Here is a 16978-nt window from a genome sequence, read left to right as displayed (position 1 = left end):
GATGGAGGCAACCGTGCAGCAGCTGACCCCGGCCGAGTTCACCCGAATCCTGCGGCTCGGCGCCGGTGGCGACGAACCGGCGGACCTGTCCGACGACTACCTGGATTCGACGTTCGACGACCTCGGCTACGACTCGTTGGCATTGCTGGAAACCCTCCGGCTCGTCGAACGCGAGCACGGCGTGGCCATGAGCGACGACGCCGTGGCGGAGTTGAGCACACCGCGCGCGTTCCTGGAGCTGATCAACCAACAGCTGGCCGCGGCGGTGCGGGCATGACCGAGAAGAGCTGGCGGCACTGCCCGGGCTGCGGCGCCGTGGTCTACGGCAAGCGGCTGGCCCGGCAGCTCGGCGTCTGCCCCGAGTGCGGTCGGCACGATCGCGTCCCGGCGGCGAAACGTCTTGAGCAGCTGCTGGATCCGGGCTCATCGAGGTTGATCGACTGCGTCACCGACGGCGGCGATCCGTTGCGGTTCCAGGACACCAGCGCGTACCCCGACCGGTTGGCCGCCGCCCGCGCCGCCACCGGCCTGACCGACGCCGTGCTGTGCGCGCACGGCACGGTGCACGGCCACTCGTTGGTGGTGGCCGCGATGGACTTCCGCTTCCTCGGCGGAAGTCTGGGCACCGCGGTGGGTGAAGCGATCACGCGGGCCGCCGAAGCCGCGCTGGCCGACCGGATCCCGCTGCTGCTGGTCTGCGCCTCGGGCGGGGCCCGGATGCAGGAAGGCGTCCTGTCGCTGATGCAGATGGGCAAGACCAGCTCAGCGCTGGCGCAACTCGACGAGGCGGGCGTGCTCACCATCAGCCTGATCACCGACCCGACCTACGGGGGCGTCGCGGCCTCCTTCGCCACGCTGGCCGACGTGCTCATCGCCGAACCCGGCGCGCGCCTCGGATTCGCTGGGCCGCGGGTGATCCGCCAGACCATCGGAGCGCAGTTGCCCTCCGATTTCCAGACCGCGGAGTTCCTGCTGGCGCACGGGATCATCGACATGATCCGGCCGCGCGCCGAGCTGCGCGCGACCCTGGCCCGGCTGCTCGCGGCGGCCGCCGGGCAGGCCACCGAAGAAGCCACCAGCCGCGTGTCACCCGCGGTCACCGATCCGGAGCTGCTGCCCGCTCCCGACCCGTGGGAGTTGGTCCGCTGCGCCCGCGAACCGTCCCGTCCGACCACATCGGACTACATCGAGCTGCTGCTCGACGGCTTCGACGAGCTGCACGGCGACCGGCTCGGCGACGACTGCCCGTCGATCGTCGGCGGCATCGGTTCGCTGGCCGGTCGGCCGGTGGTGGTGATCGGGCACCAGAAGGGCCACACGCCAACCGAACTGGCGGCACGCAACTTCGGGATGCCATCGCCGTCGGGGTATCGCAAGGCCGCGCGGCTGGCCCGGCTGGCCGCCAAGATCGGCATTCCGGTGCTCACCCTGATCGACACGCCCGGCGCGCACCCGGGCATCACCGCCGAGGAACGGGGCCAGGCGGTGGCGATCGCGGAGAGCATCCGGTTGTTCTCGGCGCTGCCGGTGCCGGTCGTCGCCGTCGTGATCGGTGAGGGCGGCAGCGGCGGCGCGCTCGCACTAGGCGTCGCCGACCGCGTCTACTCATTCGCGGGCGCCTACTACTCGGTGATCAGCCCCGAGGGATGCGCCGCGATCCTCTGGGACGACCGCTGCGCCGCCCCGCACGCCGCGGCGGCACTCGGGTTGACCGCCCGCGACCTGCTGTCCCGCGGTGTCGTTGACGGCGTTCTTCCGGAGCCCGCGGGCGGCACCGGCAACGACCACGAGGCCGCGGCGGCGGTCGTGCGCGACGCCGTGGTGGCCGCGCTCGACGAGTTGGCGCCGCTGCCGCCCGCCGAGCTGGTCGCTCGACGCCGCACCCGTTGGCGCGCCTACGGATCCGATCGAGTTCTATCCACTGTGGAGGGATGATGAGCGAGGAAGAGCGCGGGCTGTTCGACGCCGTGGTGCGCGGCGCGGGCGAACTGCTGGCCGCGGCCGGGACACCGCCGACCCGGCTGCTGGCCCGAGCTGGCGAGGTCAGCGTCGAGCTGGAATGGCCAGCAGCCTCCCGCGAGCTGCCCGGGGAAGCCCGAACCACGCCTGCCTCGGCCAGCGCAGAGCTGTGCGCACCGATCGTCGGTGTGTTCTACCACGCGCCAAGCCCCGGCGAGCCACCGTTCGTCGCCGTCGGAGACCTGGTGCGGCCCGGTCAGCAGGTCGGCATCGTCGAGGCCATGAAGACCATGATCCCGGTCGAAGCCGACCAGCGCGGTCGGATCGATGGTGTGCTGGTCGCCGACGGCACACCGGTCGAGTACGGCGAACCGCTTTTCACCTTGGAGCCCGCCACGGCGCTGGAGCCGTTGGCCTCCTGACGGCTGGGGGATGGATGTTCTCGAAAGTGCTGATCGCGAACCGCGGCGAGATCGCGCTGCGGGTGGCCCGGACCTGCCGGGAGATGGGGTTGTCGACGGTGGCGGCCTACTCCACCGAGGACACCGGCACGCCAGCCGTGGCGTTCGCCGACGAAACGGTGCGCATCGGTCCGGCCGCGGCCAACCGCAGCTACCGCAACGCCGCGGCGCTGCTCGAAGCCGCGCTGCGCACCGGCGCGTCGGCCATCCATCCCGGCTACGGTTTCCTGTCCGAGGACGCCGATTTCGCCGAGGCGTGCGAGGAAAACGGGATCACCTTCATCGGACCGCCCGCGCCGGTGCTGGCCACCCTGTCGGACAAGATCGCGGCCCGGACGGCGATGGCCGAAGCCGGGCTGCCGCTGCTGCCCGGCAGCATCGAGCCGGTCGCCGACGCGCACGCCGCGCACGCGTTGGCCGATTCGATCGGCTACCCGGTGATCATCAAGGCGACCGCGGGCGGCGGCGGGAAGGGCATGCGGATCGTGACCGACCGCGCGGGCCTCGTCCCGGCCTACCGGGCCGCGCGATCCAGCGCGCTGGCGCTGTTCGGGTCCGGCCAGGTTTACATCGAGCGCTACCTCGCCGAAGCCAGGCACGTCGAGGTGCAGGTCCTGTGCGACGCGCACCGCACCGCCCTGCACCTCGGCGAGCGGGACTGCACGGTGCAGCGACGCCACCAGAAGCTGATCGAGGAGACTCCCGCGCCCCGGCTGCCGCGAGCCACGGCCGAGGCGATGTGCACCGCCGCGGTGCGCGGGGCGCTCGCGGTCGGCTACCGCGGCGCGGGCACCTTCGAGTTCCTGGTGGACCGCGACGACCGCTTCTACTTCATGGAGGTCAACCCGCGGATCCAGGTCGAGCACCCGGTCACCGAGATGGTCACCGGCATCGATCTCGTCCGGGAGCAGATCAACATCGCCGCGGGCCGGGCACTCCCGTTCGCCCAGGCGGATGTCGCGCCGCACGGCGTGGCGATCGAATGCCGCGTCAACGCCGAGGATCCGGCCCGGGACTTCGCCCCCACGCCCGGCGTTGTGGAAACCGTGCAGCTGCCCGCCGGACCGTTCACCCGGGTCGATACCTACGTCGGCCCGGGCTCGCGCGTTTCCGCCGCCTACGACTCGCTCGTGGCCAAGGTCGTGGTGTGGGGACCCGACCGACCCCAAGCGCTGGCCCGCATGCGGCGGGCGTTGGGCGAAGTGCGGTTGGCAGGCCCCGGCATGCGCACCACCGCGGGTTTCCTCGCCGACGTGCTGGCGGCTCCGGCATTCGTCGCGGCCGAGCACACCACCGCGCTGATCGGAACAGACGGACCGGACGACGGGATCGATTGATCGCCCCTGCCGCAGATTGGATCCCGAGGCGCACTACCGATCTTGCGGCGGCAGCCGCCCGGCAGCATGCCGACGCCACCGGAGTGGCCGTGCTTTGTGTTGCGGCGGCTGGCGAATCGAGGTCGGTGACGGTCGAGCGCGGTGCCGTTCGTGGCGTGCGTCATAGACTGCGCGTGCGGTTGGACGCTTCTGGAAGGCGACGTTGCCGGGCTTCCATCTCGAACCAGCCGTGCGGATCATGCCCCGGAGTGGAGGTATCCGGCCCAGACCGACGGCATGTTGGGAAAGCGCTCGCGGAGGCCTCGGATGGTCTCGTGCAGGGCGACGCTGGGTGGTGCGCGGCGTACCACCTCGCGGTAGAACTCCTCCGCGACTTCCAGGCAGACCTTGTCCAGCGCGGGCCACAGCGTGGCGATCACGTGCCGGTATCCGGCGAGCTGGAACGCGGAGGCGATGTGGATCGACTCGTTGGCCAGGTCAGCGCTGCCCCGCGCGGTCGAGCAGGCCGAGAGGAACGCGAGTTCCGCGTGATCCGTCGCCAGCGCGCTGATTTCGGTCACCTGCAACGAGCCGTCCCACAGCAGCAGCCGACTGGCCGACGGGCTGGCCGGATCGACCTCGGCGTGGCAGGCGAAATGCACCCAGGTGGCCCAGGGCAGCGCGGCGAGCACCATGGCGCGGGTGGGTACGGGCAACATGCCGTGTCCACCGAGGATGTTGTTCACCTGCCGCGCTTCCTGCGCCGCTGCGGGCAGCGCGGGCAGCCGCTGGTTGGCGTCGGCGGGCACCGCGATGGCGAGCAGACGGCGTTCCGGTTCGGTGCGGCGCGGGCGCCGCACGTGCAACAGGGTGCGGATGCTTGGCGTGTAAGAGGAAACAACGCGATCCATCGCCGCAGGTCCGCCCTGCGCGTGGTATCTGGCCCCGTGATATCCAGCCCCGTGATATCCAGCCCCGTGATATCCAGCCCCGTGGTATCCAGCCCCGTGATATCCAGCCCCGTGATATCCAGCCCCGTGATATCCAGCGGCGTGCAGCGGCAGGAAGTTCAGCGGCCCGGTCGGTGACCACCAGACCCTCGGCCACGGCCGGTCGGGGTCGGGTTCCCCGGTGAGTCCGAGTGCCGCCAGCACGGGTCCGACCGTGGTGTCCCACAGCCACCCGAGGATTTCGGCGACGGTGGCTTCCGCGTCGAGCCGAACAGCACGCTCGGTGCTGCGGCCCGCCGCGATGGCCCGCAGGAATTCCGCCAGCTTCTGCCGCAGTCCCTGTTCGGTGAGCCCGGTCAGCGGCACCGTGAGCAGGTCGGTTCGGGTGACCACGAGCGCGTCGCAGCGGTACCCGCTGATGTTCAGGTTGATCACCGGCCCCTGATCAGCGGCATCGGACAGTTGATCCAGGGTGGGCCGGGAGAGGAACCCGCGCTGGCCGTCGAGCGCCCGAATCCGGTGGATCAGCTCGTCGGCTTCCTCGGACAGCCGGGCGCGCAGATCCGGATGCAGCGTCGTGCCGGTGGAGACGCCATCGAGTTGATCGCGCAGGCGTTCCCACTCCCGCGCGAGTTCGCCGTCGAGTTGGCGTAGCCCCGCCAGTTCCTGCCGGGCATCGAGCGCGTAGGACAGCAGGGTCGCCCGGCCGTGTTCCAGGGATTCCAGTGCGGCCTTCGGGTCGCCAGCGTGCAAGGCGGCTGCCGCGGCGTCACCTGCCAGGTCGCCGAGATCACCGAGCCGGTTCTCCAGGTCGGCGCGGGTGAGATTGCGCGGTGCGACCAGGGGAAGCAGATCGACGGCGTTGCGCAGGGCTTCGGCCGCCGTGGGCCAGTCCCCGCTGCGCGCGGCGAGCGAGCCCAGCGCGTGCGCGGCCCGCAGCCGCGTGTGCGGCGCGGCTGCGTCGATCGCCGCGGCCTGCCGCGCGGTGTGCAGCGCCGCGCCGGGATCCGCCTGCTCGGCGAGCAGCAGTGCCAGGTCGGTCAACCTGGTCGCATGCTGGGCATCGCCGACCGGCGTGGCCTCGACGGCGTCCTGGCAGGCCCGCACGGCTCGCGACAGCGTGGTGCTCGTGGCGTCCAGCAGGTGAGCGTGGCGCAACGCGGTCGCGAGGGCGCCGAGCACCTGGGCCCGCGCGCGATGGCTGGACGGCGTCGCGGCGACCGCGGCCTCCGCCGAGGTCACGGCCCCGCGAAGTGCTGCGGGATCTCGGCCGCCGAGTTCGAACCGGGCTAGGAGCGCCGAGCTCAGCGCGCACAACCGCACTCCTCGGTCGGGGTGTCGGTGCGGCGTCGCCGCGACCGCGGACTCGCACAGGTCGATCGCCCTGGTGAGGTCACCTGGTTCGCCGAGATGCCGGTAGCGCAGCAGCAGGCTGGCCGCGAGGCTGGCCTGGGCCTGCGCGCGGTCCACGTGCCCGGCGGGGAGATCGTCGACCGCGGCGCTGCCGAGGGTGATGGCCTCCTCAAGCGCGGCGCGATCGCCTGCCTGCTCGTAGTGCGAACGCTGCGCCTCCGCCAGCGTCACCAAGCGGTTCACCTAGTACAGCCCCGCCTTGCGCAGCAGTTCCGTGGCTTCCCGGAGATCGTCCGGACGACCGAGCCGCTGGTAGCGTTCCAGCAGCATGGTGCCCCGCGCGGTCAGCACGACCGGCAATTCCGAATGCCCGTCAGGGCAGTCCCGCAGCGCTTTCCGGCTGACTCGGTCGGCTTCCGCCAGGGAATTCGATTCGGCCCTGCTGTCCAGCAGCAGCAAGGACACCAGGTTCGCGGTGCCCTCGAAGACCCTGATCCGGCCATACCTGTTGAACGCGACCGCGTCGTCGTAGTAGTGCAGGGAGCAGTCCTCCCGCGCCAGTTCGATCGCCTCGTCGAGCACCTCGTGCTCGGCAGTGTGCTGGTACTGCAGGCCCAGTGCCGCGCTCAGCCGCCGACACGCCTCGGCACGGTAGCCGTCCCGGCAGCGCGGTTCCCGCAGCGCGGCCCGGCCGTGCTCGATCGCTTCCCGCCACAGCCGCGTCTCGCCGGAATCCTCGGCCTGCCACACCAAAGCGGTGGCGAGGTCGACCCTGGCTTCAACGCGCTGCGAGTCGTCGAGGTCGCCTGCGTTGAGCGCGGCCCGGAAAGCCTCGATGCTCGACAGCAGCGCCTCGCGTTCACCGGATGCGCGGTACCGCTGCTGATGCTGATACCCCTCGTCCAGCAACTGCGGACCGGCGTTGCCGTTTTGGCGTCGTCGTGGTGCGGCGTCCCCGCTCGTGATCGGGCGGCTGCCTTCGGATCTTCTCTCGATCAGCATCAGCCGCGCGGCTGCGTTGACGCCCGCATTCTTCGCGAGTTCGTGCAGGCGGTCACCTTCCGGTAGCCGATCCACCGCCACGGACAGCACTTCGTAGGCTTCGCGCAGCACCTCGCGCTCTTCCGGGGTCTCGCCCTCGCGCGCCTTCAGGTGCAGTTCGATCCCGAGCAACGCGAGGCGACGCGGGTAGTCCGGATCCCCGTCCGGCGTCGCGTCCGCGGCCGCGCGGAAGGTGCTGATCACCCGATTCGAGAGCGAGTCGTCGTGGGTCCGGTTGCGTTGCAACGCCAGCGCACCGGCCAGGTGCATCATCGTGTCGGCGTGGTCCGGGTGTGCACGCCCCAGACTGGTGACGGCGCGGCCGAGCAGATCGACGACCTCACCCAGCGTCGCGTCATCGATCGCCGTCTCCGCAACGGACACCACGGATTTCAGCACCGGCAGCACCAACGTCCACACATCGGTGCCATCCGCGACCAATTCGACGATCTCGCGCACGGTCCGGACCGCGTCCCGGCCGTGCGCCCGGTCCGGTCGGCGCCGATTCACGAGAGCCAGCGATTCGGCCTTGGTGAGCAGCCTCGCGATCCGTTCGTCCGGATGTGGTGGGCGCGCCGGATCGTGCTGGCGCGACACGTCATCGCGTCCGTCCAGCAGTTCGTCGAGCGCCGAATCATCCCCGGAGAACTCCGAATAGATCTGCCGCACGTGGGAGGCCCGCTCTGCCACCCGGGTATCCCCCGGCGCGAGTTGCTGGGCCTGCCGCGCGAGGGTCAACGCGGTGCGCAGCATCGACGCGTCCTGCTCTTCCATTCCCGTCATCACCAGCGCCTGTCCCAGTTCGGCCAGCAGGACAGGCCGTTCCGGATGATCATCGGCCACGATGTCGACCGCCTCGCGCAGCGCGGCCACGGCTCGGGCGAGGTCGGTCAAGAAGTCGATGCGGTCACCGGCCGACCGGACTCGCGCGCAGCGTATCTGGAGCGCGTTGGACAGGTCCTTGAGATACCCGGGCCGAAACGGATCATGCCGGTCGGTCAGCTCGTACGCGGCCCGGTGCAAGCAGGAAATTCCGAACTCCAGCACCTCCCACCGGCGGCTGTCCAGATAAACCTGGAGCAGGGCTTGGCCGAGATCAGCCAGCCGCCCCGCGGTTCCGGCCGCCGCCGGTCGTGCGATCCGCGAGATCATCCCGGTGCGCCGAAGCTCGTCGACGAACAACGACAGAACGTCGCGCGGATCGTTGAGGAACACCGGTGTGAGGTACACGAACGCCAGCTCCGCCGCCGTCATCTCCTGACGCGGGTCCGTGCCTTCGAGCGCTTTCCGCCGCAGCAGGTGCAGCGTCCCGATCGCTTGGAACACCTTGAATCGGGGTCCGTCCGGCCCGATCAGGTAGTCGAGCAGGTAGTCGGCTTCGGCCAGTGCCTCCGAGCCGAGAACCTCGCGGTGGTCCCCCCTGGCCGCGCGTCGCACCGCATGCACCGTTCTGCGTTGCAAGGAGGCTAGTCGCAGCTCCCACATGTCCAACTCCCCCAGTCGGTCCCGCCACGAAGGGCCAGGACCGTTCATGATCGATTGCGTTTCCTACTCGTCAGTGCAGTTCGTCAGCGCCGTTCGTCAGCGCCGTCGACAGGCGGTGACGCCGAGCCGGGGCCAGGTGGCGGCTGGTCGGGTTCCGGTTCGTCGCCGGAACCGGCGGGGATGTAACCGCGATCGAACACCGCGCCGTCGAGCAGTGCTCGTTCATCGGGCGTCAACTGCGGATCGAGCATTTTCAGCCTCCTCATCCGGGACTTTCGCTGGTGGATCAAGAAGTTCGAGGATGGTGATGTCCGTGCTGCGGAGGTAAACGCCCGAGGAATTCGGCGTACGAGCGGCGAAACTGCCGTCGGGGTTCATCCGCCAAGCCGACTGCAGGAACAGCTCGCCGGGATGCGGGTACGACGTGGCGTAGGACCTCGGGCCGTACCAGCCACCCACCCAACTGCCATCCGCCAGCCTCGCCCGGACGAAGCAGGACCGGCGATCGCGGAAGGCGTGGTCCCACGCAGTCGGGGTGCGGTGGAACCGCGCCCGCAGTTTCCGCCGCTGCCACCACGACACCGCAGCCGCCGCGACGGCGGGGAACACGACGAACAGCAGCAGGCCGACCACACCCGCCAGCCGCGGGTGTTGTACCAAGCCATCCCAGCTGCGCGGATTCGTGCCGCGAACCAGCGCCAGCAGCTGCGGGCCCGCCGCGATCACGTAGACCGCATCCAGCACGAGCGAGGCAACCACTGCTCGCAACACCCGCTCGCCCAACTCGCGTTCACCGGGAACCGGGCCGCGCCAGCGTTCCCGCAGGAACTGGTAAGTCGTACCAGGCAGCACGACCAGCACGACCAACGCGAGTTGGAGCACCGTCGAGGGGGCCTGGCCCATCGTGCGCCTCCGGCTGTCGGTCGGTCACCGGGTGCCCACGGTACCGTTGATCGAACACACGCCGTGTCGAACCCACCACCCAACGCTACCGAGATCCGCAGGCCTTGCCCTGACATGCGAAGACGCTGCCGCCAGTCCACATCGAACGGCCTCTCGCGAGGTGCTGATCCCGAGGTCCCAGGGGATGATGTCGGAAAACCGCCGTTTCCTTCGTCTTTCGGAACGCGGCACGGACGATCAAGGCAGGGGCGGGTGAGTTCATCTGCCGATAGTGTGGCGGTGTGACAGCTTCTCCGTTCACCGAAACGACGGCAACGGCCAGGTACCGGGCTTTTGCCGAACTGAGCGCCACCGGGCCTGTCCAACGGGTGACGCTTTTCACCGGGGTGCCGGTATGGCTGGTGACGGGTTACGCCGAAGTGCGGCAGGTCCTGTCGAGCCCGGACGTGGTCAAGTCCTACACCGAGGTCCCGCACGCGGACCACATGCCCGACGAGCTCGTCTCGGCGACCAACAGGCACATGCTGTCGGCCAATCCGCCTGACCACACCCGGTTGCGCCGCCTGGTGTCGGCCGTCTTCACCCGCAAGCGCGTGGCGGCGCTGGAACCCAGGATCGCCGACATCAGTGCCGGTCTGCTGGACGAACTCGCGGCGGCGGGCGACGGCCCGGTGGACTTCATCGCCGGGTACAGCTACCCGCTGCCGATCACGGTGATCACCGAACTCATCGGCGTGCCGGGGCTGCAGCGCGACGAGTTCCGCGAGCAGTCCACGATCATGATCAACGGAGCGGTGCAGACGGCGGAGGCCTACGTCGCCGCCGCGAGTTCGATGGTCGCCATGGTGCGGCAGATGATCGAGCAGAAACGCGCCACGCCGACCGGTGATCTGCTGTCGGATCTGATCGCCGTGCGCGACGGCGGCGACAAGCTCACCGACGACGAGCTCACCTCGATGGTGGTGCTGCTGCTCGTGGCCGGGCATGAAACGACCGTCAACCTGATCACGAACTCGGCGTACGCGCTGCTGAAGCATCCAGAGCAACTCGCGAAGCTGCAGGCCGATCGCGACCTGATCCCGGCCGCGGTCGAGGAGTTCCTGCGATACGACGCGCCGGTGATGGTGACGATCCCGGCCAAGACCAATGCACCGGTCCGAGTAGGTGACGTGATCATCCCCGCTGGCGACGTCGTCGTGCCGGTGCTACCCACCGCCAACCGCGACCCGAATCGGTTCGAATCACCGGCTGAACTGGACATCACCCGCGAAGGCAGTCCGAACCTGGCGTTCGGACACGGAATCCACCACTGCCTCGGCGCACCCCTGGCCCGGCTGGAAGCCCGGATCGCGATCGGCCACCTGCTCGACCGCTTCCCGAAACTCCGACTGGCGGAACCGGACGAAGAACCAACTCGCTTCCCGAGCCTGCTCCTCAACGGAATGAGCAGCCTGCCCGTCCACACCAATTGACGTCCTCACCGCGAAACCAGCGTACGAAGCTCTGCCTGTGAAACGTGGTGAGCGGCACCGCAATGCTCTCGCGAGCGACCGCCCGGCATCAGCGCGCGGCCATCCCGGGGCCGGGTCACTGCCCGACCAAATTGCCGGAAACCAGTCGTGGGCCCGGCCAGTCGACCGGGCCCACCCTGGTGGACATTCGAATTTCTATTGGTTTCTCACGCTCGTCCGGCGGGTGCGGGCTGCGCCAACCGCTGGAGGCGGCGCTGTCGACTTGCGCCGTAGGTCAACGTCCAGATCAGCAGCACTGCGATCGCCCCGATGCCGAGTATCGAGGACAGCGCGACCATCACGTCGATGGACAAGACGTAGGCGAGCGCGACGCGCACCGCCGCCTCGGTGAGCAACACGGCTGCCCACACCACGGTCATCAAGGTGAAGGTCCGGCGGAAACCGGCGTTCGACTGCCAGAGTCCTTCCCACGCCTCGACGTTGTCGCCCGCCGTCCGGAACCGCTTCGCGGCGTAGAACATCGCGGGTTTGCCGAAGAAGCAGGTGGCCAGGAAGATCAGACCGGTGATGCCGGTGCCGAACGAATCCTTGACGATGAGGAAGCGGTCGTCCCCGGAGAGCAACGCCAGCGGCAGGCTGAGCAGGTAGGTCGCCAGCATGAAGCCCGAGAACGGCTCGAACCGGCGGGCCCACAACATGGCGATCAGCAGCCGCACCCCGGCCACCCCGGCACCGGCGAGCAGGGCCAGGTATTCGCTGAAACCGAATGAACGCATGCCGTAATAGGTCGCCATGGGCAGGCCCACGTCCACCAAGATGCCACCGAAGATCTTCAAGAACTTCTGGACGGTCGAGGTCAACTGGTTCGGGGACTGTTCGGGCCGGGTCATTGCGGGCCTTTCGTTCATCGATGCGGCAGGTGCGGGGTCGATGCGCACCGTGGGTGCCGATATGCGGGGTTCGCGGAGGTGCGGGCGCGAAGTCACGAGACGTGCTCCAGTTCGGTGTCGGGAATCCAGGATCCGTGGAAGCCGGTGGGCACGCGCCGGGGCAGGTGGACGGTGGCCACCGGCGGCGCGGTGATATCGGCGGCATCGAGCACCACCAGATCTGAGCCCTTGCCGGAGCGGTCGCTGACGATGGACAGCAGCCAGCCGTCGTCTTCGTTGCGCGCGTCGGCGGCTGGCACGAAGACCGCCTCACCCGCGGCCCGGTCGGCCCCGATGTGGTGCAGTTCGCCGGTGCCGGTGGTGGTGTCGTACTTGATCAACGCGGCTTCGGAATCCACATCGGTCAGTTGCTCGGTGACGGCGTAGAGGTACCGATTGTTCCGGCCGACGTGGTTGTCGTTCAGCGTGGGGAACTCGACTCCCCGGTCATCGATCGCCTGCTCCCGCACGGAACCGGTCGCCAAGTCGAAGGTCCAGCGGTGCAGCGTGCTGTGGCCGGTCTCGGCCACGGCACTGACCGCGCTGCCCTGGTGCCGGGCGTGGACCTTGCTGCCGCCCAGGAGTGACCACGAGGTGCGGAAGGTATCCCGATCCCAGCGAACCGCGTCCAGCACGACGCGTCCCGCCGCGTCCTCGCGGGCGTTGCCCACGTGGAAGACGTAGCAGGGTTCGATGTCGAACCAGCGGACGGTCGGCTCGCCGTCGCGGGCCATCACGCCGATGCGGGCCCCGTATTCGTCGTTCCACCGGAAGGGAAGGGAGTGGCCGACCAGGGCGAGGTCGAAGGTCACCGGCAGGTCGAGCCAAACCACGTAGTGCTCGGTGATCGCGAAGTCGTGCATCATCGTCGCACCCGGTACTTCGACGGTCTCGCCGCGGTGGAGTTCGCCGGTGGGTGAGAGCCGGTGGTAGGTCAGGTACGGCGGTTGCGAGCCGTAACCGAAGAAGTGCAGTTCGCCGGTCTCCGGGTCCTCCTTGGGGTGTGCGGTCATCCCGTTGCTCAGCGGACCGCCGAAGGTGCGCGGGCCCTCGGTGCCCAACTCGCTGGTGATCTCGTAGGGCAGGCCGCCTTCGCAAAGCGCGAGCAGGTGGCCTGCGTGCTCGATGATGTGGGTGTTGGCCGGTGTGACCGAGCGATCGCGCGAGCCGTCGTCGGCGATCCAGCTGTGGCCGTCCAGCAGGCTGGTGCGCACCCAGCGGTTGCGGTACCACTCCGCTCGCCCGTCCTTGAGCCGGATGCCGTGCACCATGCCGTGCCCGGCGAACCAGTGGTCCAGCTTCTCACCGGGCAGTGGATTGGGGCCGTTGCGGAAGTATCGGCCGACCAGCTCCGGCGGGAGCGAGCCGGTCACGGGCAGGTCGAAGACCTCGGTCTCGTCAGGCACCGGCGCGAGGTGGCCCGCGAGGTAGATCGGCGGCGCATCGGCCTCGGCAGCGGCTGTGCTGGCTGTATCCGTCAAGTGTTCCCCCAGGTCCAGGAGTGCGGGTGGCTGATGCAACGACATTGACATGTCAACATCGACATGTCAACTGGTACATGTCGCTTTCGTCATGTAGGGTCCATGTTCGGAGGTAACGATGTCGTTGCGCTATGCCCTGCTCGGACTGCTCGCGGACCAACCGCAGAGCGGCTACGACCTGACCCAGCGGTTCGAGCTATCCCTGAAGCGCTACGCCTGGCACGCCGGGCACAGCCAGATCTACCCGGAGTTGAACAAGCTCGCCGCCAGCGACCTGATCACCGTCGTGGCCGAGGGCGCGCGCGGCCGCCGCACCTACGCGCTCACCGACGCCGGTCGGCAGGAGCTCCGGGAATGGCTCACCGACCGACCCTCCGCGCAGCCCGTCCGCAATGAGTTCGTGCTGCGGCTTTTCCTGCTGTCCACTTTGGATCCACCAGAAGCGCTGCCCATCCTGCGAGCAATGTTGCTGCACGCGCGTCAAGAGCTGACCGAACTGCGCTCCCGGAGCGGCAACATCGACGTCGCGCCGGGCGAGCCGATGGAATTCGGCCGACTCGCAGCCGAGTACGGGTTGCGGCAGTACCAGGCCATGATCGATTGGGCCGAGTGGGCGCTGACGAAGCTGGGACAAGACGCATCGGAGCACCGGCACCCCGACACCGACGAGAAGTGAAGCGGCACGGGAAGCCCTATCACTTGCCTTTGCTGGTGCGCAGATCAGTGAGCGCGCGAGCTGCCTGCGGGGCGAAATCGGGGTCGTCGGTGGCCTGGGCGATGGTGAGGAATTCCGCCGCCCTGGCCAGATCATCGTCCTGGACAGCCATCTCGCCGAGCCGGAAAGCCGCCTCGGCAACCAGATCCTGCTGCTCGGTCTGGTCCAGAACCCGCTGGTAGTGCACCCGAGCTCCGTCGCGGTCGGCCAACCAGTAGCACAGCTCACCGAGGTGTGCGGTGGCCAGCGACGAGTCCGCCGGGTCGCCGGAGTCGATCACCGGCTGGTACCAGCGCCGTGCCTCGGGCAGATCCCGCCGCGCTTTGGCGAGCAGGCCCAGCGACATCATGGCCGTCGTCCGCGTCCGGTAGTGGGGAACGTCCACCACTCGCAGGAAACTCCGTTCAGCCGACGCGCTGTCACCCGACTCCATCGCCACGATGCCGAGCCCCAGAACGGCCCACGACGCGGCCGGGCCCTCGCCGATCCGGACGACCTGCTCGTACGCCTCCCGAGCGGCGGCCAGGTCGCCCTGGTCACGGCGCAGGTCGCCCAGTCGGCATGCGGTGTCGATGATCAGTTCGGTGTTGCCGGTCGCGGTGGCGTGCTGATGTGCCGCGACCACGGCGTCGGCCGCGCCGTGGAGATCGCCCATGCCCAGGGACATCAACGCCAGCTGGCCGTGGGCCAGTGCGGCGGTCTCGTCGTCACGACTGTCGGCGGCGCGGCGGAACGCCTCGGCCGCGGCGACGACCTCACCTCGGTCCGCACGGATGCGGCCGATTTCGTAGGCGGCACGACCGGCCTCGGCCGGGTCATCTCCTTCCAAGGCCACGTTGAACGCGACCAACGCCCCGTCAACGTCGCCGGACTTCAGGAAATCTTCAGCGACCGCGCGGACGAACGGGTAGCTCACACCTGCCTCGAACGCTGCCGCAGCGCCAGCCAGATCACCCCGCACGGTGAGCAGCACTCCCAGACCGGTCGCCGAACTCCGCGCCAGGACCGGGTGATCAGTCGCCGCGCCCTTGCGCCACGCGTCCACGGCTCGCTCCCGGTCACCGGCCGCATGGTGGGTTTTGCCCAGCAGGAACAACGCCTGGGATCGGGTATCCGAATCGCCCAGCTCGGCAAGCAACTCAAGGGCCTGCTGCGCGCTGCGGGTCTCCAGCTGCAATGCCGCTTGGTAGCAGAGTTGGGCGATCTGGCGGTGCAGGTCGGCGTCTGACGCCCGCAGCAGCGCGGTGCGCACCCCGTCGTGCTCTCCATCGATGAGGCACCGCACGGCGGTAGCGGCGGCGCCGAGGTCGTCGTCCGATTTCACCAACCGCTGCAACATGTCTCGTGCGGTTGCCAGATCGTGGTCGAGGACCGCCTGCTCGCCGAGCATCCAGTGGACGAACCCGGGTACCAGTTCGATCTGGCCGTCTGCCGCGAGCCGCTGAAAATGGTCGCGGACCGCGTCGAAGTCCTCCTGTTGAGCCAGGACCTCGAAGAACGCCTGGTAGCAGCGCGAGGCCAGCTGCCGGTGGTCGATCATGACGAGCTTGGCGGTCAGTTCGAAGGACGCTCGCGCGCGGTCCAGATCCCCGGTGGCAGCGCACGTCTCGCTCAGCAGGAGCGCGGCCCACGCCCGGATAGCGGGATGATCAGCCTCCACCGCACGCCAAAGCGCCGCCCCCGCCGACTCCGCGCCGCCGATTCCCATGAGCACGGGTGCGGCCAGAAAGCAGGCATAGGAAACGCTGAGCGGATCGCCGGACTCGGCCGCGACCATCAACGGCTCCAACGCTTCCTCCGCCCGCCCCGTTCTGACGAGCAGACCGCCGAGAAACGCGTCCGCGAGAGCAGGCCCCACCGGATCGCCGTCGATCGCGGCACCCGCGTAGCTCGCCAAGGCACCATCCAGATCGCCGGTCAGCTCCTCGGCCAGGCCGCGCAGCACCGGTCCCGCGACGACCGGATCGTCGAGCATCGCCAGCGCGACCGCCGCCTGCGGTCCGAACTCCTGATCGTCGCTCGCCGCAACACCTTCCAGCGTCGCCTTGGCATCGGAGGAGTTGCCCTCGCTCAGTTCCAGACCGGCGAGCGCTCGGCGGGCGCTGATCGATGCGTCCGAGTCGACGAGCGCCCGCAGCGCGGCCCTCGCCCCGTCGACATCGCCGGTCCGGTACGAACCCAACGCGCGCTCCACCGATGCGGACATCCAGCACCCTTCCACCCGACTGGCGCGGAAAAGCCCACCGCGCAACGCCCTGTCACCGCGCGAACACTAGCCCAGTTCACGACGATGGCGGTTCTCGCGGTGGCTTAGAGGTGGGCGATTTCGCGCGTAATCCCCGTCTCCCATTCGGGGCGGGTGGCGTTTTCGCGCGAAATCGCCAGGTCTGCCACCCGCACCGCCACGCAAACCAACCCGCACACTCTCTTATGCTCGCTCTTATGCTCGTTGTTATGAGCTCAGGTGACTCCCGAGCGCTGGATCCCGCCTTCGCCGACCTGCTGCGCGGCAGCTACCACCGGGTGGTCGGCGAGCCGCTCGTGCCGGAGTCGCGAGAACCAGCGTCGTGGCTGTACTACGACGCGCCCTTCGGTCTGCTGGCCCACGACGCCGCGGCAGACCCGGTCTTCACCTACGCGAACCGGATCTCCCAGACGTGCTTCGAGTACAGCTGGGCGGAGTTCACCGAACTGCCATCTCGCCTGTCCGCGGAACCAGATCGGCAGGAAGACCGGGACCAGCTCATCGCGGCCGTGCACGAACACGGCTACGCCGAGGGCTACCGCGGAATCCGCATCGCGAAATCCGGGCGCCGGTTCTGGATCCAGGACGTCACCATGTGGAACCTCATCGACAGCAACGGAATCCAGCACGGCCAAGCAGCGCTGTTCCGCCGGTGGCGCGACGCCTGA

The 16978-nt window shown here is 69.1% G+C and carries 14 protein-coding genes; 7 read left to right on the top strand and 7 right to left on the bottom strand.

Annotation, left to right across the window (positions count from 1 at the left end; genetic code table 11):
• Positions 1–13: 13 nt before the first annotated feature.
• From ACTWQN_RS34090 to ACTWQN_RS34075, 4 genes are read left to right on the top strand one after another with little or no spacing between them, the layout of a single operon-like run.
• Entirely contained in the window at positions 14–277 is a 264-nt protein-coding gene (locus ACTWQN_RS34090; RefSeq protein ID WP_443207775.1) for an acyl carrier protein, read from the top strand.
• Positions 274–1935, top strand: a complete 1662-nt coding sequence (gene accD, locus ACTWQN_RS34085) for an acetyl-CoA carboxylase, carboxyltransferase subunit beta (protein WP_443207774.1) — start codon at positions 274–276, stop codon at positions 1933–1935. The genes ACTWQN_RS34090 and accD overlap by 4 nt, the downstream gene beginning before the upstream one ends.
• Positions 1935–2381 carry an acetyl-CoA carboxylase biotin carboxyl carrier protein gene (locus ACTWQN_RS34080; protein WP_443207773.1) on the top strand — a complete coding sequence of 149 codons (447 nt, stop codon included), beginning with the start codon at positions 1935–1937 and terminating at the stop codon, positions 2379–2381. The genes accD and ACTWQN_RS34080 overlap by 1 nt, the downstream gene beginning before the upstream one ends.
• A 14-nt stretch (positions 2382–2395) precedes the next feature.
• Positions 2396–3757, top strand: a complete 1362-nt coding sequence (locus ACTWQN_RS34075) for an acetyl-CoA carboxylase biotin carboxylase subunit (protein ID WP_443207772.1) — start codon at positions 2396–2398, stop codon at positions 3755–3757.
• A 236-nt stretch (positions 3758–3993) separates the two neighbouring features.
• On the opposite strand, the gene ACTWQN_RS34070 is transcribed toward ACTWQN_RS34075, so the two are convergent.
• The 4 genes from ACTWQN_RS34070 to ACTWQN_RS34055 form a co-directional block, all read right to left on the bottom strand.
• Positions 3994–6270: a CHAT domain-containing protein gene (locus ACTWQN_RS34070; RefSeq protein ID WP_443207771.1), complete on the bottom strand. Its 2277-nt coding sequence runs from the start codon at positions 6268–6270 to the stop codon at positions 3994–3996.
• Between the two features lie 12 nt (positions 6271–6282).
• On the bottom strand, positions 6283–8517 hold the full coding sequence (locus tag ACTWQN_RS34065) for a hypothetical protein (protein ID WP_443207770.1): 2235 nt from the start codon (positions 8515–8517) through the stop codon (positions 6283–6285).
• Between the two features lie 131 nt (positions 8518–8648).
• Positions 8649–8816 carry a hypothetical protein gene (locus ACTWQN_RS34060; protein WP_443207769.1) on the bottom strand — a complete coding sequence of 56 codons (168 nt, stop codon included), beginning with the start codon at positions 8814–8816 and terminating at the stop codon, positions 8649–8651.
• Entirely contained in the window at positions 8788–9468 is a 681-nt protein-coding gene (locus tag ACTWQN_RS34055; protein WP_443207768.1) for a DUF6338 family protein, read from the bottom strand. The genes ACTWQN_RS34060 and ACTWQN_RS34055 overlap by 29 nt, the downstream gene beginning before the upstream one ends.
• A 281-nt stretch (positions 9469–9749) precedes the next feature.
• On the opposite strand from ACTWQN_RS34055, the gene ACTWQN_RS34050 reads away from it, so the two are divergent.
• Complete coding sequence (locus ACTWQN_RS34050) at positions 9750–10940, top strand: cytochrome P450 family protein (RefSeq protein ID WP_443207767.1); 1191 nt, start codon at positions 9750–9752, stop codon at positions 10938–10940.
• A gap of 206 nt (positions 10941–11146) precedes the next feature.
• On the opposite strand, the gene ACTWQN_RS34045 is transcribed toward ACTWQN_RS34050, so the two are convergent.
• The gene (locus tag ACTWQN_RS34045) at positions 11147–11830 is read right to left on the bottom strand and encodes a VC0807 family protein (RefSeq protein ID WP_443207766.1); all 684 of its coding nucleotides are present in this window, start codon (positions 11828–11830) and stop codon (positions 11147–11149) included.
• A gap of 92 nt (positions 11831–11922) precedes the next feature.
• Complete coding sequence (locus ACTWQN_RS34040) at positions 11923–13350, bottom strand: carotenoid oxygenase family protein (RefSeq protein ID WP_443207765.1); 1428 nt, start codon at positions 13348–13350, stop codon at positions 11923–11925.
• Between the two features lie 118 nt (positions 13351–13468).
• Between ACTWQN_RS34040 and ACTWQN_RS34035 the strand changes: the two genes are divergently transcribed.
• Positions 13469–14026 (top strand): PadR family transcriptional regulator, encoded by a 558-nt coding sequence (locus ACTWQN_RS34035; protein WP_443207764.1) that lies wholly within the window; start codon positions 13469–13471, stop codon positions 14024–14026.
• A gap of 19 nt (positions 14027–14045) precedes the next feature.
• Here ACTWQN_RS34035 and ACTWQN_RS34030 read toward each other — a convergent pair whose 3' ends face one another.
• Positions 14046–16271, bottom strand: coding sequence for a tetratricopeptide repeat protein (locus ACTWQN_RS34030; RefSeq protein ID WP_443207763.1), 2226 nt, complete (start codon positions 16269–16271; stop codon positions 14046–14048).
• 248 nt (positions 16272–16519) lie between these two features.
• Between ACTWQN_RS34030 and ACTWQN_RS34025 the strand changes: the two genes are divergently transcribed.
• Entirely contained in the window at positions 16520–16978 is a 459-nt protein-coding gene (locus ACTWQN_RS34025) for an MEKHLA domain-containing protein (protein WP_443207762.1), read from the top strand.

It is taken from the genome of Saccharopolyspora antiqui (assembly GCF_052246905.1).
GTDB lineage: Bacteria > Actinomycetota > Actinomycetes > Mycobacteriales > Pseudonocardiaceae > Saccharopolyspora.
Note: the sequence above shows the minus strand (reverse complement) of the source record. Positions and strands in the feature narration are given on the sequence as shown.

Excerpts from the sequence above, each read along its gene's own strand:
- accD (WP_443207774.1), top strand. The coding sequence starts at position 274 with ATGACCGAGAAGAGCTGGCGGCACTGCCCGGGCTGCGGCGCCGTGGTC.
- ACTWQN_RS34075 (WP_443207772.1), top strand. The coding sequence starts at position 2,396 with ATGTTCTCGAAAGTGCTGATCGCGAACCGCGGCGAGATCGCGCTGCGG.
- ACTWQN_RS34035 (WP_443207764.1), top strand. The coding sequence starts at position 13,469 with ATGTCGTTGCGCTATGCCCTGCTCGGACTGCTCGCGGACCAACCGCAG.
- ACTWQN_RS34045 (WP_443207766.1), bottom strand. The coding sequence starts at position 11,830 with ATGACCCGGCCCGAACAGTCCCCGAACCAGTTGACCTCGACCGTCCAG.
- ACTWQN_RS34080 (WP_443207773.1), top strand. The coding sequence starts at position 1,935 with ATGAGCGAGGAAGAGCGCGGGCTGTTCGACGCCGTGGTGCGCGGCGCG.
- ACTWQN_RS34025 (WP_443207762.1), top strand. The coding sequence starts at position 16,520 with ATGAGCTCAGGTGACTCCCGAGCGCTGGATCCCGCCTTCGCCGACCTG.
- ACTWQN_RS34030 (WP_443207763.1), bottom strand. The coding sequence starts at position 16,271 with ATGTCCGCATCGGTGGAGCGCGCGTTGGGTTCGTACCGGACCGGCGAT.
- ACTWQN_RS34055 (WP_443207768.1), bottom strand. The coding sequence starts at position 9,468 with ATGGGCCAGGCCCCCTCGACGGTGCTCCAACTCGCGTTGGTCGTGCTG.
- ACTWQN_RS34060 (WP_443207769.1), bottom strand. The coding sequence starts at position 8,816 with ATGCTCGATCCGCAGTTGACGCCCGATGAACGAGCACTGCTCGACGGC.